The sequence below is a fragment of the Belnapia sp. F-4-1 genome (assembly GCF_000802185.1).
Classification (GTDB): Bacteria; Pseudomonadota; Alphaproteobacteria; order Acetobacterales; family Acetobacteraceae; genus Belnapia.
In genome coordinates this window covers 804,257-829,693 of the sequence record NZ_KN676113.1, presented here as the reverse complement: position 1 = coordinate 829,693, position 25,437 = coordinate 804,257, and the positions used below count along the sequence as shown (strand labels likewise).

Sequence of the window (25,437 nt, the reverse complement as noted above, 5' to 3'; positions counted from 1 at the left end):
ATGCTCTGCAGGCTGCCACTGCGGATCGGCATGGGGCCGGCGGCAGCGGGGGTTCGCAGAGGATGCAGATTTCAAGCCCGGGCAGCGCGGGCAACGCCGCCCTGATCCAGCAGATGTTCAGCCGCGCCGACAAGGACCGTGATGGAAGCATCTCGCTCGCCGAGTTCCAGGCCCTGGGCAAGCCGGCGGCTTCTGCCGCGACGGGGGCAATGGATGCCGCCTTCAAGGCCTTCGATTCCAATGGCGACGGCAAGCTCAGCGCGGCCGAGATGGCGAAGGCCCGGCCGCACCAGCATCATGGCGGCAGCCGGCCGGCATTGGGTGCGGAGGGGATGTTGGCGCTGCTCGGCGCGCAGGAGGGCGGCCAGGCCGCGGCCGGCGGCGGAATCGAGGGGTGATGGCGCAGATGCTGCAAGCCTATGGCGGCAAGGTGGCCGCCTGACCTGACGAGCCTGCCGCCCACCGGGCGCTGAGGCTGGACCTCTCGCCACCCCGCGTTACGATGCCACGCATCGGATCTGCCGGGGGTACTGCCATGCGCGCCTTATTCGTCGATGCCAACCCGTCGCTCGCGGCGGTGACCGAGCGGCTGCTGCGCCCGGGCGACCCGGAGGTCACCATCCACCACGACCCCGAGATCAAGGCGGCCGACCTGCCGCGGCTGCTAGCCGGCTACCAGATTGCCATCGACGACCACACGCCCTTCCCGACCGAGATCGTGAAGCAGTGCCCGGAGCTGAAGCACATCGTCTTCCTCGGCACCGGCGCACGCAGCTACATGAACCCGGAGGAGCTTGAGGCGCTCGGCGTCACCGTCCACATCATCAAGGGCTATGGCGACACCGCGGTGGCGGAGATGGCCTTTGCCCTGATGTGGGACGCGGCGCGCAAGACGGCACATATGGACGGCGCCATCCGCGCCGGCGGCTGGCCGCGGGTGGTGGGCACCCAGCTCACCGGCAAGACGGTCGGGCTGATCGGGGTGGGGGGGATCGGCGCCGAGATGGCGCGGCTCTGCGCCGGCATCGGGATGAAGGTGATCGCCTGGAACCGCTCGGCCAAATCGATGCCGGGGGTGGAGTTCGTCCCGCTCGAGCAGCTGCTGGCGGAGAGCGACGTGGTTTCGCTGCACCTGCTGCTGAACGATGAAACCCGAGGCTTCCTGTCCCGCGAGCGGCTGGCGCAGATGAAGCCGGGGGCGATCCTGGTGAATACCGCCCGCGGCGCCATTGTTGATGAGATGGCCCTGGCTTCGGCGCTGGAGGCCGGGCATCTGGGCCATGCGGGCCTCGATGTCTTCACCGAGGAGCCGCTGCCGGCGGGCCATCCGCTGGCCCGCCTGGAGAATGCGACCCTCACTTCCCATGCCGCCTTCCGCACCCCGGAGGCGAGCGACAACCTGATCGGGGCTGCGCTCGACCATTGCCGGCGGATCCTGGCCGAGGGGAAGTAACCCCTCACAGCCAGAGGAAGGCACCGTGGTCCAGATCGGCGAGGTTCACGCCGGTCAGGGTGATCTTCATGTCGGCGTTGCCGTCGCCGCCGAGATCGATGAGCAAGGCCTTGGTCGTGTCCTCAAAGCGGGCCTGCGTCGATCCTGTCGCCGCGAGGGTGGCGGCACCGAGGAAGGTGAAGTTGCCGGTCAGCATGCCGGTGAAGACCAGCAGGTCATTCGCCGGACTGAAGTCCGTGATGGTGTCGCCGCCGGTGACGGGCGAGTCGTTCATCGAGCCGTAAGTGAAGCGATCCAGCCCGGCGCCGCCCGTCAGCACGTCAGCGCCGAGCCCGCCGCTGATCTGGTCGCCCCCGTCGCCTCCGGTCAAGGTATCGTTGCCGACGCCACCGGTGATCCTGGCGGCGACGGAGCCCGTGACCGTGATGACGTCGGTGCCGCTGCCGCCGGCAATGACCTCGACATTGGTGGTGGTGAGCGAGTTGGCGCCGTGGGCAAGCGTCAGCCGATCCGTCCCAACGCCGAGGTCGATGCTGGCGCCGGAGACGGCTGCGCTGAAGGTGACGACGTCGGCGCCGGTGCCGCCTGTGACGGTCTCGATGCCGGCGAGGGTGAGGGTGTTGGCGCCGTTGGCCAGGGTCAGGCTGTCGGTGCCGGCGCCGAGGCTGATGCTGGCGCCGGAGATGGCGGCGCCGAGGGTGACGTCGTCGTCGCCGGTGCCGCCGATGATGGTCTCGGTGCCGGTGACGGTGACGGTGTTGGCGCCTGCGCCGGACAGGGTGAGCCTGTCGAGGCCGGCGCCGAGGCTGATGCTGGCGCCGGAGATGGCGGCGGAGAAGGTGATGGCGTCGGCGAGGGAGCCGCCGGTGACGGTCTCGACGCCGGCGAGGGTGAGGGCGTTGGCGGCGTTGGCGAGCGTCAGGCTGTCGGTGCCGGCGCCGAGGCTGATGCTGGCGCCGGAGATGGCGGCGCCGAGGGTGACGTCGTCGTCGCCGGTGCCGCCGATGATGGTCTCGGTGTTGGATACGGTCAGCGTGTAGCCGCCATCACCCAGCATCAGCCGGTCAATGCCGGCGCCGAGGTTGACGGTGCCGCCGGAGATCGCGCCAGTCACCGTGACAAGGTCGTTGCCGGTTCCACCGATCAGGCTGTCGAAGCTGCCGAGGGTGATGATGTTGGAGGAGTTTCCAAGCGTGACGGTGCCGGACATGGGCTGATTCCTGCGTTCTGATGGCAGAGATCGGCGTCTTGCCGACGGGTGGCCCCTTTAGGCCGATGCGGCATGATAATGGACGAATGGTGACCCGCCGTTTAACGCCGCGGGAGCGAAGCGGCGATTTCTTCGATCACGCTCGCCCAGTCGCCCGGTGCGGGCTGGCGCCATAGCCGCAGGCTTTCATACCAGCAGCATTGGTTGTCCTGCCGGCCCCAGCGCCAATCCGGCGCGTGGGGCAGCAGCAGCCAGCAAGGCCGGCCGAGTGCGCCGGCAAGATGGGCCACTGCGGTATCGGCCGCGATCAGCAGGTCGATCTGCGCCAGCGCCGCCGCCGTCTCGGCGAAATCCGTCAGGGCGGGTGCGGCGTCGATCACCCGGGTGCCGGCCTCCGCCGTGGCCAAGTCGGCCGCCCGTGGCCCAACCTGCAAGGATACCCAGCGCAACCCTGCCCGGTGCAACAGCGGCGCCAGCAGGCCGAACGGGATGGAGCGATTGCGGTCATTCGCATGCCGCGGATTGCCGGCCCAGACCAGGCCGACCAACGGGCCTTCGCCCCGCAGCCTAGCGGACCAGCGAGCTGCGCCTCCAGCCTCGGCGAACAGGTAGGGCCGGGTAGGGGAGGGCATCGGCTCACCGAGCAGGTGCGGCAGGCTCAGCAGCGGCGCATGCGCGGCATGGGGCGGCAAGGGCGATCCGGCGGGCAGGACGAGATCAGCGCCAGGCAGGTCGTGCAGCAGAGGCAGGAGAGGCGGCTGGACCTCCAGCACCAGTCGGCCAGCCCTGCGGCGGGCGGCTTCGATATAGCGAAGGAACTGGATCGTATCGCCGAGCCCCTGTTCCCAGTGCAGCAGCAGCGTGCCTTCGATCGGGCTCCCGTCCCAGGCAGGGCTGCCGAAGCGCCGCCGTGGCGAGAGGAAGCCGGGCGCGCGCCAGCGCCATTCATGCTCGCGCCAGCCCTCCGCCCAGCGGCCCATCAGCATCAGCAGAAGCGAGCGGTTGTAGCGCAGATCGGCATGGTCTGGCGCCAGGGCGAGGGCGCGGTCCAGCAGCGGCAATGCCGCCTCCAGCTGTCCCATGGCTTGCAGGGTGGTGCCGAGGTTGTTCAGCGCCTCCACCGCATCGGGCTTCGCGACGAGCGCATCGCGATAGGCGGCCTCGGCGCCGGCCAGGTCGCCACGGGCCTGGCAGGCTTGGCCGAGGCCGTGCCAGCGCTCCCAGCCCGGGCGCAAGGCGGCGGCGCGGCGGAGATGGAGAAAGGCCTCATCCGCCTCGCCCTGGTCCAGCAGCAGCCGCCCCAGATTCCAGCCGGCATCGGCATGGTCCGGCATGGCGGCGAGGGCTTGGCGGTAGCGGCGCAGCGCCGCCGCCTGCGCCCCCTGGCGGCGCAGCAGCACCCCGGCATTGTTTGCCGCATCCGCCACAGCGGGATCCTGCGCCAGCACCTGATCGTAGAGGGCGATCGCCTCGGCCGCGCGTCCGGCGGCGGCGAGGCGATGCGCCTCGGCCAGCAGCGGCGCGGTCATGCCGCGGCGGGGCGCAGATCGGCCTGCCAATCCGCCGAGCGGACCGGCGGCAGGCCGTTGACGGTGAAGCCGGGCGGTGCCGCCAGCAGGTTCACCGCGACGATGCCGCGGAAGAACTCCACCGGCCTGCCGTAGAAATTGTCCGGCTGCACATAGGGCACGACATGCCAGTAGGGCGCGTAGCCGAGCGCGGACACCTCCTCCAGCAGGGCCGGCACGCCGTCCTTCAGCTCGGCCTCGAGATAGAGCAGCGGGCGGTGGCGGGCGATGGTCTCACGGGCGCCGCGCAGCACATGCGCTTCCATCCCCTCGACATCCGCCTTGATGAGGCGGCAGGCCGGCAGGCCGAGGCCATCCACCGTCATCACCGGCACCAGCATGCCGCGGGCGGCATCGGCTGCCTCGTCGCGGCGCGACGGGTCGAGGGCGACGCTGCCGAAGCTGTGGCGGGCGTTCGGGTCCATGCGCGGCACCTCGATGGTGCCGGGCGCCTCGCCGAGCGCGGCATTCCAGCATTCCAGGTGGTCGAGCTCGTTGAGTGCGGCATTGGCGACGAGGTTGCGATGGACATGCGGCTGCGGCTCGAAGGCGTGCACCCGGCCGCGCGGGCCGACCTGCCGCGCCATGGCGATGGAAAGGCTGCCGATATTGGCGCCGGCATCCACCGCCACGTCGCCCGGCCGCAGCAGGCGGGTGAAGAGTGCCACCTCGTGCTCGGCATACTCGCCATAGGTATCCAGCAGACGGCCGACATTGGTGTCCTGGCTGTTGAACAGCATCAGCCCCTGGCGGCAGGATTTCAGCCGCATCCGGCCGGTGGGCGGGATCAGGCTGCGGTCGGCCGCCCCGTGCAGCATCGGCGCTGCCACGGCTTCCGGGCGTCGGCGCAGCACCAGCTCGATCGCGCATTCGGCGACGGGACCCATGGTCTGGTCGCCCGCCAATTCCGGGCGAAAGAAGTCGCGCACCACCTGAATGCGCTCCAGCTCCACCAACCCGCCGAACTCCCGTGCCAGGTCGACGATATTGACCGATTTCGGCGCCCAACTTTCAGCCTTGAAGGCGGTGAAGCTCCATTTGTGGTCGCCATTGGCGCGGCTGGGCCAGTGGCCACGCTCGTACATGTCCTCGTCCGGGACGGTGATGACGAGATGGCCACCGGGCTTCGTCACCCGGATCCAGTGCCCGAGGGCGGTGCGCGGATCGGCCATGTGCTCCAGGCAATGACTGGCATGGACGAGGTCGAAGCTGGCATCGGCGAGGCCGGCCAGGTATTGCGCATCGCCATCCGGCCTGTCCCATTCGCGGACGCTTCGCAGCAGCGGGAAGACGCCGAGATGACGGGAGAGTCCGTCGGGCCCGGCGCCGATATCGAGCGCATCGCCCACCATGTAGCGGGTGAGGAAGGCGGCATCGGCGATGCGACGCTTGGCCGCCTTGGATTGCTCATGCATGGGGGCTACTCCGCGGCCAGGGCCGGCTGGGGGACGAGTTGCGCGAGGTCAGCGGCCAGGGCCGCGAGCGGGGCGGACCAGTCGCCCGGCCGCGCCTGGCGCAGCAGGCGGCCGGAGGCGTACCAGGGTGTGTCCTCCCGCCCGAGCATCCAGCGCCAGTCCGGCGCGAAGGGCAGCAGCAGGCGGAAGGGCCGGCCAAGCGCGCCGGCGAGATGGACGACCGATGTATCGACCGAGACCAGCAGATCGAGCTGCGCCAGCGCCGCTGCCGTCTCGCCGAAATCGGTCAGCAGGGGCGAGAGATCCTCGACCTGTCCCCCGAGGCCGAGCCCCGCGATGTCCGCCGCCCGCGGCCCGGCCTGCAGCCCGTAGAAGCGCAGCCCCGGCATGGCGAGCAGTGGGGCGAGGGCGGCGAGGCCGATGGAGCGGTTGGCATCGTTCCTATGAGTCGGCCGCCCGGCCCAGGCGAGACCGACCCGCGGAGCGCCGCCATCCTCGGGCAGGCGCCCGGCCCAGCGCGCCGCGGCTGTGGCGGGTGGGGTGAGGTAGGGGGCGGGCGGCACCGTCTCCGGCAGGGTGCCGAAGGCGCGGGGCAGGCTGAGCAGCGGGCAATGCAGGTCGAAGCCCGGCAGGGGCGTGCCGGCGGCGATGGCGCTGGCCGGGAGGCCGGCGGCGAGCGGCAGCAGCGCCTCCGGCAATTCCAGCAGCACCCGGGCGCCGCGGGCTGCGACGAGGGGCAGGTAGCGCAGCATCATGATGCTGTCGCCGAAGCCCTGCTCGGCATGCAGCAGCAGGGTGCGGCCCTCGATCGCCTCGCCAGCCCAGAGCGGCTGGGCGAAGTCACGCGGGCGGGCCGGGAAGCCGGGGACATGCCAGCGCCACTCCGCCCCGTCCCAGCCCGAGGCCCAGTCGCCGGCGAGCAGGTCGGCGACGGCGAGGTTCCACCGCGTCTCGGCCTGGTCCGGGGCGATGGCGAGGGCGGTGCGGTAGGCGGCGCGCGCTTCATCCGGGCGGTTCTGGCCGCGCAGCGCCCGGCCGAGATTGGAATGGGCCACGGCATAGCGCGGGTCGAGCGAGAGGGCTCGGCGCAGCGCCGCCTCCGCCTCTTCCGTCCGGTCGAGCAGGAGGAGGGCGGTGGCAAGGCTGTGCCAGGCCTCCGGCTCGGCTGGTGCGAGGCTGGTGGCGTGGCGCAGCGGGGCCAGCGCCTCCTCCGCCTGTCCGCGATGCTGGAGGGCAAGGCCGCGATTGGTCCAGCCGACCCACCAGCCCGGCGCGGCCTCGGTGGCGGCGGCGAATTCCGCCTCCGCCTCGGCGGCCAGTCCGCGGTCCAGAAGGAGGCCGCCGATGCCGGTACGGGCGGCGGCGAGGCCGGGGGCGAGGAAGCGGGCGCGGCAGAGGGCGGCCATCGCCTCGCCGCGGCGGCCGAGGGCCTGGAGGGCGAGGCCGGCGCCCGCCCAGGCCCTGGCTTCTTCCGGCGCGAGGGCTATGGCGTGATCGAAGAGGCAGAGGGCCCGGCGTTGGTCCCCGGCCGCCGCGCACTGGCTGGCGGCAGCGATGAGCCCGGCGGTGTCCCGCGCGGGCACCGGCGGCAATGGCTTTTCCATATCCGCTCCTGCGCCGGCGCGCCGGGGAGCGGTGTGCCCCAGGATCGTGCCGGACGATGTCCGGCCACGACCCTAGGGGGACGAAGGCTTAGGAAGCGTTAAACCGTTCCAGGGGCGTTCCCGCCTCAGCGGATATAGAAGCCGAAGCCTGGAGGCGGCGGCGGAGGCGCGTAGTAGCGTGGCGGCGGCGCGTAATAGGCGGGCGGCGGCGGGCGGTAGTAGACTGGCGGCGGGGGCGGCGCGTAGTAGCGCGGCGGCGGGCCCCAGTAGCGTGGGGGCGGCGGCCGGTGGTAGTGGCCATAGCCATGGCCATGCGGGCGGCCATACCAATAGGGCTGCGCCTCGCTCGCCGCGGGCGCCAGGGCCAGGCCGGAGATGAGGCCGGCCAAGGCGAGAATGGTCAGTCGAAGGGCGCGCATGGCGACCGATCCTCCTTGCTAGCAGGGAATGTAGCGCCCTGCTTGCGGCGGAAACGCGGCAATCCCGCGGCCCGCCCGGGGCGGCGGATCACTCCGCCGCGAAGACCCTGTCGAATATGGTGCGCACATGGGCGAAGTCACGCGCCGGGTCCATCGCCGCATCCAGCGCCGCCCCGTCCATTACCGCCGCGACGCCCGGCTCCGCCAGGAGGTTGTCGCGGAAGCGGCGGGACTCCGGCCGGCCGAGCGCCCGCCAAGTGGCCATGGCGGCGGCCTGGACGGCGGCATAGGCGGCCTCGCGGCTCATCCCCGCCTGGGTCAGCGCCAGCAGCACCTTCTGCGAATGGACGACGCCGCCGAGCCCCTCCAGGTTCTCCGCCATCCGCTCCGGATAGACCGTCAGCTTTTCCATCATGCCCGTGAGGCGGGCGAGGGCGAAGTCGAGGCCGATGGTGGCATCCGGTGCGATCACCCGCTCGACGCTGGAATGGCTGATGTCCCGCTCGTGCCAGAGCGCGACATTCTCCATGGCCGGGACGACATGGCTGCGGACCAGCCGGGCGAGGCCGGTCAAGTTCTCCGACAGCACCGGGTTCCGCTTGTGCGGCATGGCCGAGGAGCCCTTCTGCCCGGCATGGAAGAACTCCTCGGCCTCCCGCACCTCGCTGCGCTGGAGGTGGCGCACTTCCGTCGCCAGCCGCTCGATCGAGGAGGCGACGACGCCGAGCGCGGCAAAGAAGGCGGCATGGCGGTCGCGCGGGATCACCTGGGTGGACACCGGCTCAACGGCCAGCCCCAGCTTCTCGGCGACATAGGCCTCCACGCGCGGGTCGACGCTTGCGAAGGTGCCGACCGGGCCGCTGATGGCGCAGGTGGCGATTTCCACCCTCGCCGCGACCAGCCGGTCACGGTTGCGGCGGAATTCGGCGTAATACCCGGCCAGCTTCAGGCCGAAGGTGGTCGGCTCGGCATGGATTCCGTGGCTGCGGCCGATGGTGGGCGTGAACTGGTGCTCGAAGGCGCGGGCCTTCAGCGCCGCCAGCAGCGCGTCGAGGTCGGCGATCAGCAGGTCCGCCGCCCGGGTCATCTGCACAGCGAGGCAGGTGTCGAGCACGTCGGAGCTGGTCATGCCCTGGTGCATGAAGCGTGCCTCGGGCCCGATCCCCTCGCCCATCCAGGTGAGGAAGGCGATGACGTCATGGCGGGTGACGCGCTCGATGGCGTCGATCGCCTCCACCTCGGCGGGGCCGATGGAGGCGGCGCGGGGCGCGCCCTTCTCGCGGATCACGCGGGCCGCGTCTTCGGGGATGGTGCCGAGCCGGGCCATGGCCTCGGCGGCCAAGGCCTCGATCTCGAACCAGATGCGGAAGCGTTCTTCCGGCGACCAGATCGCGGCCATCTGCGGGCGGGTATAGCGGGGGACCATCCGGGCCTCGGGCGTCAGGGGCGGGAAGCGCGCGGTTTGGACCCCGCAGGCGCGGATGGCAAGGCCGCCACCCTGCTGCCGATTGGGCTTGCAGAAAGATTGACGTATATTTATCTGCGCCCGGCTCCTCAAGGATTGCATGCTCATGCCCGAATGGCTCGTCCCACTCGCCCAGGTGTTGTTCATCGACCTCGTCCTGGCGGGAGACAATGCCATCGTCGTCGGCATGGCCGCGGCCGGGCTGCCCGCGGAGCAGCGGCAGAAGGCGATCCTTTGGGGCATCGCGGCGGCGACGGTGATGCGCATCGGCTTCGCCGCCATCACCGCCCAGCTCCTCGCCATCGTCGGCATCACCCTGGCGGGCGGCGTGCTGCTGCTCTGGGTCTGCTGGAAGATGTTCCGCGAACTCCGCTCGCATCACGAGGCCCCGTCCGAGGCGACGCTCGCCGAGGCCGAGGCCACGGCGCCGCCGAACAAGACGCTCGGCCAGGCTATCATCCAGATCCTGGTCGCCGACGTGTCGATGAGCCTCGACAACGTCCTCGCCGTGGCCGGGGCGGCGAAGGAGCACACCTGGGTGCTGGTCGGCGGCCTCGCCATCTCGGTGGTGCTGATGGGGGTGGCGGCGACGCTCATCGCCAACCTGCTGAACAAGCACCGCTGGATTGCCTGGGTGGGGCTCGCCGTCATTCTCTACGTGGCGGTGGACATGATCTGGCAAGGGACGCATCAGGTCGCCGACCAGGTGCCCGGCGCCTATGCCTACCTGCTGCTGCCGCTCGGCTACCTGGCGGTGCCGCATGTCTTCCCGGCCTGGATCTGGGCGGCGGCGACGGCGCTGCAGGTGGTGGTGGTCGCTGCCCTGGCGACGGCGACGGTGACGTTGCTGCGCCGGGCCGCCGACAGGGATTGATGAAAAATTGGCAATGTAAAGAGGTACTTGGCGCCCGTTCCTGAGACGGGCGCCGACTTCACAGGCTGGAATCGCTCCCCTAGGGTGCGCCGCGCCGGAATCCCGGCCGTTGTCGCCACTGTCACCCGGCCGGAGCCTGCCGCATGGATCTGTCGTCTTTTACCGAGAGCTGGAATTGGCTGCTGCTGGGGCAGATCCTCGGCGTCAACATCATCCTCTCGGGCGACAATGCGGTGCTCATCGCCCTCGCCGCCGCCGGGCTGCCGGCCGAGCAGCGCGCCAAGGCGATCATGTTCGGCATGGTGCTGGCGGTGGTGCTGCGCATCTTCCTCAGCCTCGCCGCCGTCTGGCTGCTGGCGGTCCCGGGCTTGCTGCTGGTGGGCGGGCTGGTGCTGCTGTGGATCGCCTACAGCTTCTTCAAGGAGCTGCGGAACGAGGACAAGGCCGATGCCGAGGGTGCGCACGCCCCTCATGAGACCAAGACGATGGGGACCGCGCTGCGCCAGATCGTCATCGCCGACGTCTCGATGAGCCTCGACAACGTCCTCGCCGTGGCCGGCGCCGCGGTGGGCAACATGCCGATGCTGATCGTCGGCCTCGTCATCTCCATCCTGCTGATGGGCGTGGCGGCGACGCTGATCTCGAAGCTGCTCGAGCGCTACCGCTGGATCGCCTATCTCGGCGTGGCGCTGATCGTCTGGATCGGCGTCAAGATGGTCTACGAGGACGCGCATCGCCTGGTGGGGATGTACGGTACCGGCCACGCCGCGCTGGAGCGCAGCCCGGCCCTGGTCGTCGGCCGCGAGGGCTGAGCGGGTGAGGCCGGGCCAGGCGGCTGTCGCGGCGGCGCTGCTGCTCGCCGGCTGCGCGATGCCGGCGGAGACGACGCCGCCCGCCGCCCGCCCCGCCGTGCCTACCGACCTCGCCGCCCGCCTGCCGGAGCAGGCGGCCGGCTTCCTGCGCGGCGCCACCACACCCCTGTCGCGTGGCGACGCGGGGCGGGAGGTCGGCTACCGCACCGCGGGCATGGTCGCGGCCGGTGCCACCGTGCAGCTCTACCGCCTGCCGGGCGTGACGCTGCCCGAGGGCGCCGGCAGCGCCGATGCCGAGGCGGCCTTCAACGACCTGCTGCAGGAAGCGCTCCGCCCCGTCCCCCCGCGGCGGATGCGGGAGGAGGCGCGCTTCACGCTGCCCGCCAGCGGCCCCGCGATGCTGCGCTGCGCCGAAACCTCCGGCTCCTACGGGCGGGAGCGGGTGCAGGGGCTGGTTTGCGCCGGCGGGGTCGGCGGCGGCGTGCTGCGGCTGCGCGTGGCGGTGCCCCGGCAGGACGCGCCGCCGGCGGATGCCCGCGCCTTCGCCTCGGCCATCCTCGCTGCGCTGCGCACCCCCTGACACCAGCCCCTCGCGGCCCCACTTGCCGGGCATGACCAGCCCCGACCCGATGCGCGTCTTCGACCGCCGCCTGGTGCGCCTCCGCCGCGACCGCGCCGCCAGCACCGTCGCGCAGGTGGCGCCGGTGCTGGAGGAGGCGGCCGACCGGCTGCTCGACCGGCTGGACGACATCACCCGCCGCTTCACCCGGGCGCTCGACCTCGGCGGACGCGGGGTGGTGGCGCCGCGGCTCCGGGCGCGGGGCATCCCCTTCGTGGTCTCCATGGACCTTTCGGCGCGCATGGCGGCCGGGGCCGGCGGCCTGCCGGTGGCGGGCGACGAGGAGGCGCTGCCCTTCGCGCCGGAAAGCTTCGACCTGGTCGCCGCCAACCTGGCCCTGCATTGGGTGAACGACCTGCCGGGGGCGCTGGTGCAGATCCGCCGGGTGCTGCGGCCGGATGGGCTGTTCCTGGCCTCGCTGCCGGGCTTCGGCACCCTGCAGGAGCTGCGCGAGGCGCTGGCCGGGGCGGAGAGCGCGTTGCGCGGCGGACTGTCGCCCCGCGTCTCGCCCTTCCCCGAGCTGCGCGACTTGGCCGGGCTGCTGCAACGGGCCGGCTTCGCCCTGCCGGTGGCGGATGGCGAGGGCCTGCCGCTGCGCTACCGCACGCCGCTCGCCCTGCTGCGGGACCTTCGGGCGGCGGGCGAGGCCAATGCCGTCCTCGCCCGTGACGGGCGCATCCCGCCCCGTGCCCTGCTGCCGATGGCGCTGGCCGGGCTGCCGCAGGAGCCGGAGGGCATCCCGGCCACCTTCCGCCTGCTGATGATGACCGGTTGGGCGCCGCATGAGAGCCAGAGCCAGCCTGCCCGCCCGGGCAGCGCCAATGCCCGGCTCGCCGATGCCCTCGGCGTCGAGGAGCGCAGCGCCGGCGAACGCGCCGGCGGCTGACCTCGCGCGTCCGCGACCGTTCCTGGTGCTTTGCAAGTATTGCGCCGGGGGCGCCCCGCGATCATCTTGGGGCCAACCGCCGAACGCAGAGACAGTCGAGACCATGGACCAGCAGGGCGGCGACGCGCGCCGCATCACCCTTCATTCCGTCGATGACTTCGCGGGCATGCGGCGGGCCGGCCAGCTGGCCGCGGAGACGCTCGACCTCATCACCCCGCATGTGCGGCCTGGCGTCTCCACCGCCGAGCTGGACCGGATCTGCCACGAGCACATCCTGTCGAAGGGCGCGGTGCCGGCGCCGCTCGGCTATCGCGGCTATCCGAAGTCGATCTGCACCTCGATCAACCATGTGGTCTGCCACGGCATCCCCGGCGAGCGGGTGCTGATGGACGGCGATGTGGTGAATATCGACGTCACCGTTATCCTCGATGGCTGGCATGGCGACACCAGCCGGATGTATGTCGCCGGCACCGCCTCGACCAAGGCGCGGCTGCTGCTCGACGTCACCTATGAGTCGCTGATGCGCGGCATCGAGGTGGTGAAGCCCGGCGCGACGCTCGGCGATATCGGCCACGCCATCCAGAGCTTCGTGGAGCGCAACCGCTTCGCCGTGGTGCGGGATTTCTGCGGCCATGGCATCGGCCGGCGCTTCCACGAGCCGCCGAACGTGCTGCATTTCGGCCGCCCCGGCGAGGGGCCGGTGCTCCGCCCCGGCATGTTCTTCACCATCGAGCCGATGGTGAACGCCGGCCGGCCGGAGGTGAAGATCCTCGACGATGGCTGGACGGCGGTGACGCGGGACCGCAGCCTTTCCGCCCAGTTCGAGCACATGATCGGCGTCACCGAGACGGGGGCGGAGGTCTTCACCTTCTCCCCCGCCGGTCTGCACAAGCCGCCCTACGAGGTCTAGCGGCTTTTCGTTCCGATAAAGTATCGTGTAGTCTGGCCCCATGCAGATGGGGCCAGGGATGCCGAGGGGCGGGAAAGCGAAGGGCTTCGCCGATACGGGGCTGCTGGCGCTGCCGCTCGAGATGCCGGGGGCCGAGCCGCCCGGCCATCTCGGCCACCGCGCCCGCATGCGCCAGCGCCTGCTCACCGCCGGGCCCGAGGCGCTCGCCGATTACGAGCTGCTGGAGATGGTGCTCTTCCTCGCCCTGCCGCGGCAGGACACCAAGCCGGTCGCCCGCGCGCTGATGGCCCGCTTCGGCAGCTTCGCCAATGCCATCGCCGCGCCGGCCGCCGAGCTCTGCCAGGTCGAGGGGGTGAAGGAAGCCGGTGCCGCCGCGCTGAAGACGGTGCAGGCCGCCGCCCTTCGCCTGGCACGGGCCGAGTTGCTGGACCGTCCGTTGCTGAACTCCTGGGAGCGGCTGCTCGACTACCTTGCCGCCAGCCTCGCCCGGGCGCGGGTGGAGGAGGTGCATGTGCTCTTCCTCGACGCCCGCAACCGGCTGATCGCCGACGAGGTGCAGGGCCGCGGCACGGTGAACCACAGCCCGGTCTATCCGCGCGAGGTGGTGAGGCGCGCGCTGGAGCTGCAGGCGACGGCGCTGGTCCTGGTTCACAACCACCCTTCGGGCGACCCGACCCCCTCGCGCGCCGATTTGCAGATGACCGCGGAGATCAAGGCGGCCGCCGCCGTTTTCGACATCCAACTGCATGACCATCTGATCATCGGCAACGGGCGGCAGGTTTCCCTCCGGCGGGAGGGGCTGCTCTGAGCGTAACCCAGGGGCAGATGTTGTGATGTTGACCCGACCCACCGGCCAGCGGCAGGCTCGCGCCATGCGCAAGCTCGTGCTGCCCGTTGCAATCTGCCTGATCGCCGCCGGGTTCGGCCCGGCCTGGTCGCAAGGCAAGCCGCCGCCGCTCGGGGTGAATCCGGCGCCGGCGGAGCCGGGCGGCAAGCCGCCGCCGCTCGGTGCTTCGCCTGCCCCGTCGGGCCCGGCCGTCGCCGCAGTGCCGGGCGGCAAGCCGCCACCCCTGCCCCCTGGCAGCGGGCCATTCGGCGCGGCGCCGGGCGGACCGCGCGCCGTCTCCTCCGGCACCGGCTTCGTCGTCGCGCCCTCCCGCATCCTCACCAACCATCATGTGGCGCGGCAATGCTCCGAAATGCGCGTCCGCACCTCCACCGGCGCGGAGCTGACCGCCCGCGTCGGCGCGACCGACGAGCAACGCGACCTCGCCCTGCTGACCGTACAGGGCGGCGACCCTGGCCCGGTGCTCAGCTTCCGCAGCGGGCCGGAGCTGCGGCGCGGCGAGGGTGTCGTTACCTATGGCTTCCCGCTGGCCGGCCTGCTTTCCTCCGGCCCGACCCTGACCACGGGGGAGATCTCGGCACTGGCCGGGCTGCGCGACAACCAGGCGCAATTCCAGATCAGCGCGCCGGTGCAGCCGGGCAATTCCGGCGGCCCGCTGCTCGACCTCGGCGGCAATGTGGTGGGCGTCGTCGTTTCCAAGCTGAATGCCCAGCGCATCGCCCAATCCACCGGCGACATCCCGCAGAACGTCAATTTTGCCGTGAAGGGCAACGAGGTGGTCGATTTCCTTCGCCGCAACGGCATCCAGCCACGGCTGGCGCCGACTGCCGGCTCGGCGCTGCGCAGCGCGGCCGAGGTCGGGGAAGTCGCGCATCCCTCGACCGTCTTCCTCCGCTGCATGCGGTGATGCCTCGACGGCTCCCACGTGCTAGCGTCAGCGGTATTGGGGGCGTGCCGAAACGGTAGCCGGAAGGGACTTAAAATCCCTCGGGCGCGAGCCCGTGCGGGTTCGAATCCCGCCGCCCCTACCACTTTTCGGTGTATTTTCCTGTCGGCTTCTTATCCGCTGGTGTAGATGCCGGTCCGGGGGGATGGTGTCGATGCGGTCGGTCCGGGAGGTCATGCGAAGCGGGTGGACTGCCGCTCTCAGCCTGCTCGTGGTGCTGGGCTTCTGCGTGCTTGCCATCGCCGTCATCCTGGAGATGCGCTCCGATCGCTGGGCCGAGGCGACCGAGGCGGCGCTGAACCTCAACCGCGCGGTCGGCCAGGACATCGCCCGCACCCTCGGCACGCTCGACCTCGCCCTGCTCGACGTCGCCGAGCGGCTGCAGCAGGACCAGGGCGTCTATCGCGAGCGCCTGCTCCACACCCCCGTCTTCGATCGTGCGGCCACGGCGCGGCATCTCGGCTCGGTCATGGTGCTCGATGCCGAGGGCGTGGTGGTGAGCGATACCGGCGGCATCGGCCTGCAGGGACTCAGCATGGCCGACCGGGACTATTTCAGAGTGCATCAAGCCGGTCCCGAAGCCGGGCTCTTCCTCAGCCGGGCCTTCATCGGACGGAGCAGCGGAGAATGGCGGCTGGCCCTCAGCCGCCGCTGGAACCGCCCGGATGGCAGCCTTGGCGGGGTCGTGGTCGCCGCGCTGAAGCTCGACTACTTCAGGGACATCTTCGGCAGCCTCGCCCTCGACCCCGGCGGGCGGATCACCCTGTTGCGCCAGGACGGCATCGTCCTGATGCGCATGCCCGAGGAGCCGGGGCTGATCGGCCAGGATCTCAGCCAGGGCACCGCCTTCCGCGCCATCCCGAACGCGGCCGAGGGGCATTACCGAAGCATCTCCGGCCGCGACAAGGTCGAGCGCTTCTACGTGTTCAAGCGCATCGAGGGCCTGCCGCTGATCCTCAATCTCGGTATTTCGATCGAAGCCATCGAGGCCGAATGGCGGCCGCGGGCCTTCGTCATCGGCGGGACGACGCTGGTGCTGGTCACGGCGCTGCTCGCCGCCCTATGGCGGCTGCGGCTTGAGCTCGGCCGGCGCCAGGCGGCGGAGAATGCGGCGCGGCAGAGCGAGGCGGAATTCCGCCTGCTGGCCGAGAATACCAGTGACATCGTCTCCCGCATCGGCTCGGACGGCATCCGCCGCTATGTCTCGCCCTCCGCGCTCCGCCTGATCGGGCGAGACCCGGCGCAACTGATCGGCCGTCCGGCGACGGAGGACATCCACCCCGAGGACATGCCGGCGGTGCGCACCGAGATCGCCCGATTGCGCACCCGCGAGACGGAAGAGGCGATGATCACCTACCGGAGCTGGCGGGCCGACGGGACGGAGATCTGGCTGGAAGCGACGCTGAAGGTGGTGAAGGACGAGGCGAGCGGCGCGCTGGATGGCGTGGTCGCCGTGGCCCGCGACATCACCGAGCGAAAGGCGCTCGAGACCCAGCTCGCCCGCCTGGCACGGTTCGATGCGCTGACGGGCGTCGCCAACCGCCGCGCCTTCGACGAGGCGCTCGGGCAGGAATGGGCGCGCTGCATGCAGGCGGGGCTGCCGATCGCCCTCATCATGGTCGATGTGGACCGGTTCAAGTCCTACAACGACCATTACGGCCATCAGGGCGGCGATGCCTGCCTCCGGGTGGTCGCGGCCACCGTCGGAGCGACGATCCGCCGGGCCGGCGACCTCGTCGCCCGCTATGGCGGCGAGGAATTCGTCGTGCTGCTGCCGGAGACCGATGCCGAGGGCGCCGAGGCCGTCGCCGAACGGTTGCGCTATGAGGTCGAGGCGCTCGGCCTGCCACATGCCAGCCGCGGCCTCGAATGCGGCGTCGTCACCGTCAGCGTCGGGCTGGCCGGCATGCAGCCAGCCTCCTGCCGCATCGCCCGCGGGCCGGAGGCGCTGGTCGAGGCGGCGGACCAGGCACTCTACCGGGCCAAGCAGGACGGGCGGAACCGCGTCATGCGCGCGCCCCAGATCGACCCGCTCGGCCCCGTCACCGTCGCCTGACGGACGCTCTCAGAAAGCGGGTACCACCGCGCCCTGGAAGGTGGCGGCGACGAAGTCCTTCACCTCCTGCGTCTGGTAGGCCGCGACCAGGCGCCGCACCCAGGGCGCGGCCTCGTCCTGTCGCCGCACGACGATGAGGTTGGCATAGGGGCTGTCGCCGCTCTCCAGCGCGATCGCGTCCTTCACCGGGTTGAGCCCGGCGGGGACGGCGAAATTGGTATTGATGGCCGCCGCATCCACCTCCTGCAATACGCGCGGCAACTGCGCCGCCTCCAGCTCCAGGATGCGCAGCCGGCGCGGGTTCTCGGTGATGTCGGCGACAGTCGCGCGGAAGTCGCTGCCCGGGCGCAGGCCGAAGGCGCCCCTGGAGGCCAGCAGCACCAGGGCGCGGCCGCCATTGGTCGGGTCGTTCGGGATGGCGACGCGCCCGCCCTGCGGCAGCTCCGACAGCGCCTTGATCCGCCGCGAATAGACGCCGAGCGGGAAGATCAGCGTCTTGCCGACGCCGACCAGCGCCAGGCCGCGATCCTTCACCTGCTGGTCGAGGAAGGGCTGGTGCTGATAGCTGTTGGCATCGAGGTCGCCCGCCGCCAGCGCCGCATTCGGCTGGATGTAGTCCTGGAACTCGGTGATCCGCAGGACAAGGCCGTCGCGCGCGGCGATCTCCTTCACCTTCTCCAGCACCTGGGCATGCGGCCCGGCCGTCGCGCCGATGCGGATGGGACGGGCGGCGCTGCCGATCTCCTGGGCGTAAGCCAGGGACGGCGCGGCGAGGGCGGCGAGCAGCAGCGGGCGGCGGCGGATCATGCGAGGGGGTACTCCGTCAGCGGTGGGAGAGCCGGCGCACCAGCCAGTCCCCGATGGATTGCAGGCCCTGCACCAGCAGGATGAGAATGAGGACGACGCTCGCCATCACTTCCGGCATGAAGCGCTGGTAGCCGAAGCGGATGCCGAGGTCGCCGAGCCCGCCGCCGCCGATCGCCCCCGCCATGGCAGAGAAGCCGACGAGCGAGACCAGCGCCACGGTGACGGCGGCGACGAGCCCCGGCAGTGCCTCGGGCACCAGCACCTTCCAGACGATCTGACCGCGCGAGGCGCCCATGGCCAGCGCCGCCTCGACCACGCCGGGATCGACCTCGCGCAGCGCATTCTCGAAGAGCCGGGCAAGGAAGGCCGTCGCAGCCAGCGCCAGCGGCACGATCGCCGCTCCGGTGCCGATGGAGGTGCCGGCGACGAGGCGCGTGAAGGGCACGATGGCCACCATCAGGATGATGAAGGGCGTCGAGCGCGCGGCATTGACGACGAGGCCGAGCGGCCGGTTCAGCCAGGGCCGCGGGGTGAGGCCATTCGGCCCGGTCACATGCAGCAGCAGGGCGAGCGGCAGGCCGAAGGCGATGGCGAGCACCGTGCTGACGCCAACCATGACGAGGGTCTGGCCTAGCGCCTCGATCAGCAGGTCCTGCATCATGGGGGTGAGCCAGCTCATGCCGCGATCTCCTCGATGACGAGGCCCAGGCCCCGCATCCAGGCAAAGGCCGCCTCCAGCGCTTCGGCAGGGCCATAGGCGGCGAGCGCCATCACGCCGAAGGGTTCGCCGGCGATGCTGTCGATGCGGCCGGCGGCGATGTCGAGGTCGATGCCGAAGTCCCGGCTCGCCTCGCTGATGACGGCGCGGGTGCTGTGCGGGCCGAGGAAGAGCACCTGCACCAGCCGCCGCGCCTCGCCCGGTCTTGGCGCGGGCAGGCGGGCGAGCGTCTCGGACGGCACGCCATGGCCGATCACCTCGGCCACGAAGCGGCGCGTGGTGGGCTGCCTCGGACGGGTGAAGACCTCGAGCACCGGCCCCTGCTCGATGACGCGCCCGGCCTCCATCACCGCGACGCGGTCGCAGATCGACTTCACCACCGCCATCTCATGGGTGATGAGCAGCACGGTGAGCTGCAAGCGGTCGCGCAGGTCGCGGATCAGGGCGAGGATCTCGGCCGTCGTTTCCGGGTCGAGCGCGCTGGTCGCCTCGTCGCAGAGCAGGATGCGCGGGCGGCTGGCGAGCGCCCGGGCAATGCCAACGCGCTGCTTCTGCCCCCCCGAGAGCTGGGCCGGATAGGCATCCCGCTTCGCCTCCAGCCCGACGAGGGGCAGCAGCTCGGCGACGCGGGCGGCGCGCTCGGCGTGGGGCATGCCGGCGACCTCAAGCGGAAAGGCGATATTCTCGGCGACCGTCCGGCGGTGGTGCAGGTTGAAATGCTGGAACACCATGCCAATCCCGCGCCGGGCCTTCCGCAGCGCCGCCGCGTCGAGGCCGAGCAGGTCCTGGCCGAGCACGGTGACGGCGCCGGCGTCCGGGCGCTCCAGCAGGTTGACGGTTCGCACCAGGGTCGACTTGCCGGCGCCGGATCGGCCGACGATGCCGAAGATCTCGCCGCTGCGCACCTCGAGCGAGACCTCGGCCAGCGCCAGCGTCCCGCCCGTGGCGAAGCGCTTGCTGAGGCCGGCAAGGCGGATGGCTGGGTCGTCCACTGGCAATTCGGGCATGTCACGCATGATCGTCGTGGTATGGGTTGGAGCGCGCGGCATTACTACCCGCGCAATGTGCAGATCAGCCATCGCCCATGGGCGGGTTCAGAAGGCAATACTGGTGCGGAGGGCGAAGACGTTCATCAGCCCCCGATCGGCGTTGTAGGCCGGGTTGGCGATCAGCTGGTAGTCGAGCGCCAGGCCCAGCCCTGCGCATCGGCCGAGAAGTCGAAGGCCCCGGCCCCGACCAGGGCCCAGTTGGTGAACTGGGTCCGCGCGTCATGGGCGGAGGGATTGTTGTCGAAGATGCCCCAAACCGAGAATTCGCCGTTGCTGAGCGTCAGCCGCCCTCGCAACATCGGCTCGTTGAAGCCCAGCGAGTCCTCGTCATCCGGCACGGTATTGCCGGAGAGGGCGATGGTCTGGCGGAAGGCCTCGTTGTTCGGAAAGGCGGCGCCGGTGGAGTTGGACAGGCCGAAGCAACGGGTGACCGAGGCATCGACGATCACCTTCGCTCCGCGCCAGAGCCGCCGCCCAAGCAGGAGGTCGGTCGAGAGCGTATTCCGCGCATTGGGGGCCGCGCTCAGGCTGCCCGCGCCGAGGTAAGGCGAATCGAAGGTTCCTGCCGGCGCCAAGTGTCACCATCTGCGGCTTGAGCCGGCGCGGGTAGGCATGATCTACCGGCAGGCAGGGCTTTGGAAAGTGGACCATGCCGGCCAGTCGCAGTACCGTACCCGCCCTGTTGCGCGCCATTCTGACCGCTTCGCTTCTGGTCCTTCCGTCCCTTGGAAACGGTGCGCGGGCGCAGATCGAGGAGCGCGGCCCGCGCTCGGACGGCCCCATCGAGTCCTCCCTGCGCAATACCCTACCCGACGGCGGCGACCCCCTTGGCGTCGTCCGCAGGCTCTCCGACCGGGGCATCGAGTTCCGCCTGTCCTACATCAACGACGTGCTCGGCAATGTGCGCGGCGGGCAGCGGCGCGGCTGGGTGAACCAGGGCCTCTTCGAACCCTCCCTCCAAGTCGATTTCGAGCGGCTGGCGGGCCTCACCGGGCTGCGGGGGTATGTGAACGGCTTCTTCATCCACAATTCGGGCCGCATCCGGCGCGACTATGTGGGCGGCGTGAACACCATCGCCGCCATCGAGGCGATGCCGCGCATCCGCCTCTCGGAGGTCTGGCTGGAACAAAGCCTGTTCGGGGACGCCGTGCGGCTGCGCGCGGGCCAGCTCGCGGCCGATGTGGAGTTCCTCTACTCCGACCTGTCGGTGATGTTCCTCCAGAGCGACTTCCCGACTATCAGCGCACTCAACTTGCCGGGCGGCGGGCCGGCCTTTCCGCTCGCGACACCCGGCGCGATGCTGGGCTTCAGGCCCAATCCGGGATTCGAGATGAGCGCTGCGATCTTCAACGGCGACACCGGCCCGCCGGGCCGCGACGGCGTCGATGACCAGGTACGCAACCGCTACAACACCAATTTCCGGGTGCGCGACCCGGCGCTCCTTTTCGCCGAGGCGCGGTGGCGCTGGAACCAGGAGGCGAATGCGACCGGCCTCGCCCGTACCCTCAAGCTCGGCGGCTGGGGCCATCTGGGCCAGTTCGAGGATCTGCGCTTCGCCGCGGACGGCTCGCTGCTGGCCGACCCGGGGAGTGTCGGCGTGCCGCTCCGCCGCCGCGGCACCTGGGGGCTCTATGGCATCCTCGACCAGCAGCTGTGGCGGCCCGCGGGCGGCGATGCGCTGTCGGGCGTCTCGGTCTTCGGGCGCGTCTCGGTCGCGCCGCAGGACCGCAGCACCATCGGCTTTTATGCCGATGGCGGGGTCGTCTTCGCCAACCTCGTGCCGGGACGGCCCAACGACCGCTTCGGCCTGAGCTTCATCTTCGCCGAATATGCGCAGGCGGTGCGCAACTACGACCGCGACCTCGCCAGGCTCTCGGACGACGCGCGGCCGCGCCGCAGCTTCGAGGCAAATCTCGAGCTGACCTACCTCGCCGAAATCCGCCCAGGCTTCGACTTGCAGCCGGTCATCACCCATGTCTGGCAGCCGAGCGAGAGGCCGGGCGGGCGCAACGCCCTCGTCGTCGGCCTCCGCACACGCCTCCTGTACTGACAGGCGCCGGGACGGAACAGCACGATCGGATATGCGGGTCCTGGCGCAAGCGCCGATGTGCGGCTAGAGCAGGTTTCCTGCCTGACTATCGCTTGTGATCCAGGGCTGCGTGGAGATGCTTCAGCAACGCCTTGGCACGAGGGCGATGGGCATGTCCGAGGCGCTGTCGGTCGACTTGCGGGAACGCGTGGTGGCATCGATCGCGGCGGGGTCGTCCTGCCGGGCAGCGGCGGTCCGCTTCGGGATGAGCGCGGCCAGCGCAGTCCGCTGAGCGGCGCTGGTGCGGCAAGTGGATTCGGGTGCGCCCGGGCCGCTCGGCGCAGATCAAGGAGCATGCGGCGCTGATCCTTCACCTTATTGGCCAGGAGTCGGACATCACGCTGCGGGAGATCCGGGCCGAGCTGGCCGGGGCTGGTGTGCTTGCCGGCATCGGCACGCTGTGGCGTTTCTCGGGCGGGCTGGCATTGGCGACGGCCGCGCTGCCATAGCCCTGCGCTCCGGCCGGGCCGGCCAGGCTCAGCAGGGCCAAGGCAGTCCCGGCAATCGTCCCGCGGAAGAAGGTGCGGAGCAGGGTCGGCCGGGCGACAGTCGCATCCCGGGGGCAGTCCTGTGGGCGGTTACGCCGCCTTCGGCAGGGCAAGGGCGACGCGGCAGAGGCGGGTGGCCACGACGCCGCTCCAGGGGTTCCGGGGTGCCGGTGCGCCCTCGCCCAGGGCCAGGGCGGCCGCCGGCATAGCGGGGTGTTCCGCCGCCTCGTGCCGCTTCACGAAAACATCACGCGCCTCAGCCAAGGTCGTGCCGAGGCCTGCATCGCGGGTGATCGCGCCATTCGCCATCGCTCGTCTCCATCCTGCCCGGGGCCGGGGCTGAGGCGAGCGGGGGGGGCGCCGCCTAGGCCGCGCCTCCCGTCTCGCCTGGCACCGGGCCAGGGGCGGGTCTTGCTGTTCCGGGCGGCACCGCAACCGTCGCCGCGGGGGCGAACGGGGCAGTGCCACGCCTAGGGTGGGGGGCCATCGGTCTCTCTGTCGTCGGGTTGCCGGCGGGAGGCCCCGCGGCGGCGACAGGGGCCATACAGCCCCCGGCGCCCGAGTTCAACACCGGTAACGCGGCAGGTACGGTCGCGTTGACCCTCAGTCGAGCTTGACGTTGTTGGCGCGGATGATGGCGCCCCAGCTCTCGGTCTCGCTCTCGAGCCAGCCGCGGAAGGCGGCGGGACCCTCGGCGCGGACCTCGCCGCCGAGATCGCCGATGCGCCGTGTCACTTCCGGTTGGGCGAGGACGGCGCGGAGCACCTCGTCCCAGCGGGCGACCATCGCCTGGGGCGTGCCGCCCGGCAGCAGCACCCCCTGCCAGGTGCCGCTGTCGACCGCGGGCCAACCCAGTTCGCGGAAGGTCGGCAGCGTCGGGAAGGCGGCGAGGCGATGCGCGCCGGAGACGGCGATGCCGCGCAACGTGCCGTTCTGCACGAAGGGCTGGGTCGCCGTCGCGCCGTTGATGATGAGATTCGCCTCCCCGCTCGCTGCCGCCGAGAGCGCCGCCGCCCCGCCGCGATAGGGCACGAAGACCGGCTCCGTGCCCCAGGCCTGGGTCAGCATCAGCGCGGTCAGGTGGTTGGCGGCGCCGATGCCGGAATGGGCGACGTTCACTTTGGAGGGGTTCGCCTTGGCATAGGCGGTGAGCTCGGCAGCGTCCTTGGCCGGCAGGCTCGGATGCACGGCGAGGATGTAGGGTGCGTAAATCAGCATGGTCGCCGGCGCCAGGTCGCGCCGGACGTCGAAGGGCAGGCGGGTGAAGAGGCTCGGCGCCGTCGCCAGGATGCCGGCATCGATCAGCAGGATGGTATGGCCGTCCGGCGCCGCCTTGGCCACCGCATCGGCGCCGAGGTTGCCGGCGGCGCCGGGGCGGTTCTCCACCACGACGGATTGGCCGAGCTGCTTCGTCAGCTCCGGCGCCAGGATGCGGGCGAGGATGTCGCTGGTGCCGCCCGGCGCGAAGGGAACGATGATGCGGATGGTATGGTCGAACGCCGTCTGTGCCAGCGCCGGCGTGGCGAGCAGGGTAGGGGTGGCGAGCAGCAGGCTGCGGCGCGTCGGCATGGGCGTCTTCCCGGACATGTTTCGCCGAGCGTAGCACCGGCGCGGTGAAGCCCAAACCAGGCAGGGCTTGGCGGCCGACGCGGGGGCAGTCCAGTCTGTCCGTCATCGGGGGAAGTGGCCATGAGCAACGCACGCAGCCTGCTGATCGTCGGCGCCAGCGGCGCGGCGGCCACCCGCATCGCCGAGCGGGCGTCGCTGACGCCGGGCCTCGCCCCGATCGGCCTGTCCCGACGCGTGCCGGAGGGGGCGGGGGACTGGATCGCCGCCGACCTGCAGGATGCGGCGGGCCTGGCCCGTGCGCTGGCGGCGCGGCCGGAGATCACACATCTCGTCTATGCGTCCCGCGCGCCGCATGGCGAGAGCGGGGTGGAGGACGTCGGCGCCAACCTGAGGATGCTGCGCAACCTGCTGGATGCGGCGGAGGCCAGCCTGCCGCGCTTCAACCATCTGCACCTGGTGCATGGCGGCAAGTGGTACGGGGTGCATATCGGCCCCTTCCGGACGCCGGCCCGGGAAGGTGACCCGCGCCACATGCCGCCCAATTTCTACTACGACCAACAGGACCTGGTGGCCGCGCGCCAGCAGGGCAGGGGCTGGAGCTGGAGCGCCAGCCGGCCGAGCTTCGTGCTCGACGTGGCGCCGGGCCGGGCGCGGAACCTCGTCTCGACCCTCGGCGCCTATGCGGCGATCTGCCGGGCGCTCGGCCTGCCCTTCGACTTCCCAGGCAAGCCCGGCACCTGGACCGCCCTGCACGAGGTGACGGACGCCACGCTGCTGGCCGAGGGCGTGCTCTGGATGATCGGCGAGCCGCGCTGCGCCAACCGGGCCTTCAACCTCGTCAACGGCGACTGCTTCCGCTGGTGCGATCTCTGGGCCTTCCTCGCCGACCGGTTCGGCCTGCCGGCCGGCGCCGTGCGGCCGATGCGGCTGGCGCATTGGATGGCCGACAAGGAACCGGTCTGGGAGGGCATCCGCGCGCGCCACGGCCTCGCCCTGCCGCTCGACGCCGTGGCGAGCTGGGCGTTTGCAGACTTCGTCCTCGGCATGGACTACGACGTGCTGCATTCGATGACCGCGGCGCGGCTGGCCGGCTTCACCGGCCATGTCGACAGCTGGGCGATGTTCACGCGCCAGATCGCCGCCTACCGCGAGGCGCGGGTCCTGCCGCCGGCTTAGGGCGCCGGCGTCCAGACCTGCTTCAGGTTGCGCAGGGTGAAGCTGCTCCGCGTATGACGGACGCCGGGCAGGCGGTAGAGCTTCTCCCGCAGCAGCCGCTCATAGCCCGCCGTGCCGCCGACCACGGCCTTGATGACGTAGTCGTACTCGCCGGTGACGAGCCAGGCCTCCACCACCTCCGGCATGTCGGTCACTGCCTGCTCGAAGCGGCGCAGGCTCTCCTCGTCGTGCCGCTCCATCATCACCTCGATGATGACGGTGTCCGGCAGGCCGAGCGCCGCCTGGTCGAGGATCGCCACATAGCCCTTGATGACGCCGGCCTGTTCCAGCCGCTTCACCCGCGTCCAGCAGGGGGAGGGGGAGAGGCCGACCTCCTCCGCCAGCTCGGCATTGGTGAGCCGGGCATTGCGGTGGAGGGCGCGGAGGATGCGGCGGTCGATGGCGTCCATGCGCCATG

General features: G+C 71.1%; 25 protein-coding genes, 1 tRNA gene and 1 pseudogene. 14 read left to right on the top strand and 13 right to left on the bottom strand.

The window, feature by feature from the left end; genetic code table 11:
- The first annotated feature begins 62 nt into the window (after positions 1-62).
- Positions 63-398 (top strand): EF-hand domain-containing protein, encoded by a 336-nt coding sequence (locus tag LH62_RS28030; RefSeq protein ID WP_052213693.1) that lies wholly within the window; start codon positions 63-65, stop codon positions 396-398.
- A gap of 137 nt (positions 399-535) precedes the next feature.
- A complete protein-coding gene (locus LH62_RS04145) occupies positions 536-1,453 on the top strand; it encodes an NAD(P)-dependent oxidoreductase (RefSeq protein ID WP_043359428.1) in 918 nt (305 codons plus the stop codon).
- 4 nt (positions 1,454-1,457) lie between these two features.
- Here LH62_RS04145 and LH62_RS04140 read toward each other — a convergent pair whose 3' ends face one another.
- The 6 genes from LH62_RS04140 to purB all read right to left on the bottom strand — a co-directional run bounded on the left by LH62_RS04140 (position 1,458) and on the right by purB (position 9,095).
- Positions 1,458-2,663 carry a calcium-binding protein gene (locus tag LH62_RS04140; RefSeq protein ID WP_043359427.1) on the bottom strand — a complete coding sequence of 402 codons (1,206 nt, stop codon included), beginning with the start codon at positions 2,661-2,663 and terminating at the stop codon, positions 1,458-1,460.
- A 101-nt stretch (positions 2,664-2,764) separates the two neighbouring features.
- Entirely contained in the window at positions 2,765-4,192 is a 1,428-nt protein-coding gene (locus LH62_RS04135; RefSeq protein WP_052213692.1) for a tetratricopeptide repeat protein, read from the bottom strand.
- Complete coding sequence (locus LH62_RS31820) at positions 4,189-5,646, bottom strand: FkbM family methyltransferase (protein WP_236552467.1); 1,458 nt, start codon at positions 5,644-5,646, stop codon at positions 4,189-4,191. Before LH62_RS31820 ends, LH62_RS04135 begins: the two co-directional genes overlap by 4 nt.
- Positions 5,647-5,651: 5 nt before the next feature.
- Entirely contained in the window at positions 5,652-7,250 is a 1,599-nt protein-coding gene (locus LH62_RS04120; protein ID WP_144404370.1) for a tetratricopeptide repeat protein, read from the bottom strand.
- A 125-nt stretch (positions 7,251-7,375) separates the two neighbouring features.
- Positions 7,376-7,669 (bottom strand): hypothetical protein, encoded by a 294-nt coding sequence (locus LH62_RS04115; protein WP_043359424.1) that lies wholly within the window; start codon positions 7,667-7,669, stop codon positions 7,376-7,378.
- 88 nt (positions 7,670-7,757) lie between these two features.
- Entirely contained in the window at positions 7,758-9,095 is a 1,338-nt protein-coding gene (gene purB, locus LH62_RS04110) for an adenylosuccinate lyase (protein WP_043359422.1), read from the bottom strand.
- A gap of 139 nt (positions 9,096-9,234) precedes the next feature.
- On the opposite strand from purB, the pseudogene LH62_RS04105 reads away from it, so the two are divergent.
- The 9 genes and pseudogenes from LH62_RS04105 to LH62_RS04065 all read left to right on the top strand — a co-directional run.
- Positions 9,235-9,843 (top strand): annotated as a pseudogene (locus tag LH62_RS04105) (TerC family protein); the annotation flags it as partial.
- Between the two features lie 308 nt (positions 9,844-10,151).
- Positions 10,152-10,820, top strand: a complete 669-nt coding sequence (locus tag LH62_RS04100; protein ID WP_082012340.1) for a TerC family protein — start codon at positions 10,152-10,154, stop codon at positions 10,818-10,820.
- Positions 10,821-10,824: 4 nt separating this feature from the next.
- Positions 10,825-11,400, top strand: a complete 576-nt coding sequence (locus tag LH62_RS04095) for a hypothetical protein (RefSeq protein WP_043359420.1) — start codon at positions 10,825-10,827, stop codon at positions 11,398-11,400.
- A 31-nt stretch (positions 11,401-11,431) separates the two neighbouring features.
- Positions 11,432-12,325, top strand: coding sequence for a methyltransferase domain-containing protein (locus LH62_RS04090; protein ID WP_043359418.1), 894 nt, complete (start codon positions 11,432-11,434; stop codon positions 12,323-12,325).
- 103 nt (positions 12,326-12,428) lie between these two features.
- A complete protein-coding gene (map, locus tag LH62_RS04085; protein WP_043359417.1) occupies positions 12,429-13,235 on the top strand; it encodes a type I methionyl aminopeptidase in 807 nt (268 codons plus the stop codon).
- A 121-nt stretch (positions 13,236-13,356) separates the two neighbouring features.
- Positions 13,357-14,043 (top strand): DNA repair protein RadC, encoded by a 687-nt coding sequence (gene radC / locus LH62_RS04080; protein WP_236552635.1) that lies wholly within the window; start codon positions 13,357-13,359, stop codon positions 14,041-14,043.
- A gap of 64 nt (positions 14,044-14,107) precedes the next feature.
- Complete coding sequence (locus tag LH62_RS04075; RefSeq protein ID WP_052213689.1) at positions 14,108-14,989, top strand: S1C family serine protease; 882 nt, start codon at positions 14,108-14,110, stop codon at positions 14,987-14,989.
- 38 nt (positions 14,990-15,027) lie between these two features.
- Positions 15,028-15,113: transfer RNA gene (locus LH62_RS04070), tRNA-Leu, on the top strand.
- A 90-nt stretch (positions 15,114-15,203) separates the two neighbouring features.
- The gene (locus LH62_RS04065; protein WP_160299769.1) at positions 15,204-17,084 is read left to right on the top strand and encodes a diguanylate cyclase; all 1,881 of its coding nucleotides are present in this window, start codon (positions 15,204-15,206) and stop codon (positions 17,082-17,084) included.
- Between the two features lie 9 nt (positions 17,085-17,093).
- Here the strand turns inward: LH62_RS04065 and LH62_RS04060 are convergent, their stop codons facing one another.
- The 4 genes from LH62_RS04060 to LH62_RS04045 form a co-directional block, all read right to left on the bottom strand.
- Positions 17,094-17,891 carry a MetQ/NlpA family ABC transporter substrate-binding protein gene (locus tag LH62_RS04060; protein WP_043359413.1) on the bottom strand — a complete coding sequence of 266 codons (798 nt, stop codon included), beginning with the start codon at positions 17,889-17,891 and terminating at the stop codon, positions 17,094-17,096.
- A gap of 16 nt (positions 17,892-17,907) precedes the next feature.
- The gene (locus LH62_RS04055) at positions 17,908-18,570 is read right to left on the bottom strand and encodes a methionine ABC transporter permease (protein ID WP_043359411.1); all 663 of its coding nucleotides are present in this window, start codon (positions 18,568-18,570) and stop codon (positions 17,908-17,910) included.
- Positions 18,567-19,616, bottom strand: a complete 1,050-nt coding sequence (locus LH62_RS04050; RefSeq protein ID WP_043359409.1) for a methionine ABC transporter ATP-binding protein — start codon at positions 19,614-19,616, stop codon at positions 18,567-18,569. Before LH62_RS04050 ends, LH62_RS04055 begins: the two co-directional genes overlap by 4 nt.
- 161 nt (positions 19,617-19,777) lie before the next feature.
- A complete protein-coding gene (locus LH62_RS04045) occupies positions 19,778-20,233 on the bottom strand; it encodes a hypothetical protein (protein WP_052213687.1) in 456 nt (151 codons plus the stop codon).
- A 74-nt stretch (positions 20,234-20,307) separates the two neighbouring features.
- Between LH62_RS04045 and LH62_RS04040 the strand changes: the two genes are divergently transcribed.
- Both LH62_RS04040 and LH62_RS28025 read left to right on the top strand, forming a co-directional pair.
- Positions 20,308-21,708: a carbohydrate porin gene (locus LH62_RS04040; RefSeq protein WP_052213686.1), complete on the top strand. Its 1,401-nt coding sequence runs from the start codon at positions 20,308-20,310 to the stop codon at positions 21,706-21,708.
- A 299-nt stretch (positions 21,709-22,007) separates the two neighbouring features.
- The gene (locus tag LH62_RS28025) at positions 22,008-22,196 is read left to right on the top strand and encodes a hypothetical protein (protein ID WP_052213685.1); all 189 of its coding nucleotides are present in this window, start codon (positions 22,008-22,010) and stop codon (positions 22,194-22,196) included.
- Positions 22,197-22,325: 129 nt separating this feature from the next.
- Here LH62_RS28025 and LH62_RS04030 read toward each other — a convergent pair whose 3' ends face one another.
- Positions 22,326-22,544: a hypothetical protein gene (locus tag LH62_RS04030; protein ID WP_043359408.1), complete on the bottom strand. Its 219-nt coding sequence runs from the start codon at positions 22,542-22,544 to the stop codon at positions 22,326-22,328.
- A gap of 294 nt (positions 22,545-22,838) precedes the next feature.
- Positions 22,839-23,804: a tripartite tricarboxylate transporter substrate binding protein gene (locus LH62_RS04025; protein WP_043359406.1), complete on the bottom strand. Its 966-nt coding sequence runs from the start codon at positions 23,802-23,804 to the stop codon at positions 22,839-22,841.
- A 120-nt stretch (positions 23,805-23,924) separates the two neighbouring features.
- Between LH62_RS04025 and LH62_RS04020 the strand changes: the two genes are divergently transcribed.
- The gene (locus LH62_RS04020; protein ID WP_043359405.1) at positions 23,925-24,980 is read left to right on the top strand and encodes an SDR family oxidoreductase; all 1,056 of its coding nucleotides are present in this window, start codon (positions 23,925-23,927) and stop codon (positions 24,978-24,980) included.
- On the opposite strand, the gene LH62_RS04015 is transcribed toward LH62_RS04020, so the two are convergent.
- Positions 24,977-25,429, bottom strand: a complete 453-nt coding sequence (locus tag LH62_RS04015) for an Lrp/AsnC family transcriptional regulator (protein WP_043365135.1) — start codon at positions 25,427-25,429, stop codon at positions 24,977-24,979. The two genes, LH62_RS04020 and LH62_RS04015, sit on opposite strands and share 4 nt — an antisense overlap.
- Between the last annotated feature and the right edge of the window lie 8 nt (positions 25,430-25,437).

Bases quoted from the DNA above. Each gene is read 5' to 3' on its own strand.
- LH62_RS04020 (WP_043359405.1), top strand. From the start codon at position 23,925: ATGAGCAACGCACGCAGCCTGCTGATCGTCGGCGCCAGCGGCGCGGCG.
- LH62_RS04100 (WP_082012340.1), top strand. From the start codon at position 10,152: ATGGATCTGTCGTCTTTTACCGAGAGCTGGAATTGGCTGCTGCTGGGG.
- radC (WP_236552635.1), top strand. From the start codon at position 13,357: ATGCCGGGGGCCGAGCCGCCCGGCCATCTCGGCCACCGCGCCCGCATG.
- LH62_RS04145 (WP_043359428.1), top strand. From the start codon at position 536: ATGCGCGCCTTATTCGTCGATGCCAACCCGTCGCTCGCGGCGGTGACC.
- LH62_RS04050 (WP_043359409.1), bottom strand. From the start codon at position 19,616: ATGCCCGAATTGCCAGTGGACGACCCAGCCATCCGCCTTGCCGGCCTC.
- LH62_RS04075 (WP_052213689.1), top strand. From the start codon at position 14,108: ATGCGCAAGCTCGTGCTGCCCGTTGCAATCTGCCTGATCGCCGCCGGG.
- LH62_RS04015 (WP_043365135.1), bottom strand. From the start codon at position 25,429: ATGGACGCCATCGACCGCCGCATCCTCCGCGCCCTCCACCGCAATGCC.
- LH62_RS28030 (WP_052213693.1), top strand. From the start codon at position 63: ATGCAGATTTCAAGCCCGGGCAGCGCGGGCAACGCCGCCCTGATCCAG.
- map (WP_043359417.1), top strand. From the start codon at position 12,429: ATGGACCAGCAGGGCGGCGACGCGCGCCGCATCACCCTTCATTCCGTC.
- LH62_RS04090 (WP_043359418.1), top strand. From the start codon at position 11,432: ATGACCAGCCCCGACCCGATGCGCGTCTTCGACCGCCGCCTGGTGCGC.
- LH62_RS04140 (WP_043359427.1), bottom strand. From the start codon at position 2,663: ATGTCCGGCACCGTCACGCTTGGAAACTCCTCCAACATCATCACCCTC.
- purB (WP_043359422.1), bottom strand. From the start codon at position 9,095: ATGGTCCCCCGCTATACCCGCCCGCAGATGGCCGCGATCTGGTCGCCG.
- LH62_RS04055 (WP_043359411.1), bottom strand. From the start codon at position 18,570: ATGAGCTGGCTCACCCCCATGATGCAGGACCTGCTGATCGAGGCGCTA.
- LH62_RS04025 (WP_043359406.1), bottom strand. From the start codon at position 23,804: ATGCCGACGCGCCGCAGCCTGCTGCTCGCCACCCCTACCCTGCTCGCC.
- LH62_RS31820 (WP_236552467.1), bottom strand. From the start codon at position 5,646: ATGCATGAGCAATCCAAGGCGGCCAAGCGTCGCATCGCCGATGCCGCC.
- LH62_RS04135 (WP_052213692.1), bottom strand. From the start codon at position 4,192: ATGACCGCGCCGCTGCTGGCCGAGGCGCATCGCCTCGCCGCCGCCGGA.
- LH62_RS04060 (WP_043359413.1), bottom strand. From the start codon at position 17,891: ATGATCCGCCGCCGCCCGCTGCTGCTCGCCGCCCTCGCCGCGCCGTCC.
- LH62_RS04115 (WP_043359424.1), bottom strand. From the start codon at position 7,669: ATGCGCGCCCTTCGACTGACCATTCTCGCCTTGGCCGGCCTCATCTCC.
- LH62_RS04120 (WP_144404370.1), bottom strand. From the start codon at position 7,250: ATGGAAAAGCCATTGCCGCCGGTGCCCGCGCGGGACACCGCCGGGCTC.
- LH62_RS04030 (WP_043359408.1), bottom strand. From the start codon at position 22,544: ATGGCGAATGGCGCGATCACCCGCGATGCAGGCCTCGGCACGACCTTG.
- LH62_RS04040 (WP_052213686.1), top strand. From the start codon at position 20,308: ATGCCGGCCAGTCGCAGTACCGTACCCGCCCTGTTGCGCGCCATTCTG.
- LH62_RS04065 (WP_160299769.1), top strand. From the start codon at position 15,204: ATGCGAAGCGGGTGGACTGCCGCTCTCAGCCTGCTCGTGGTGCTGGGC.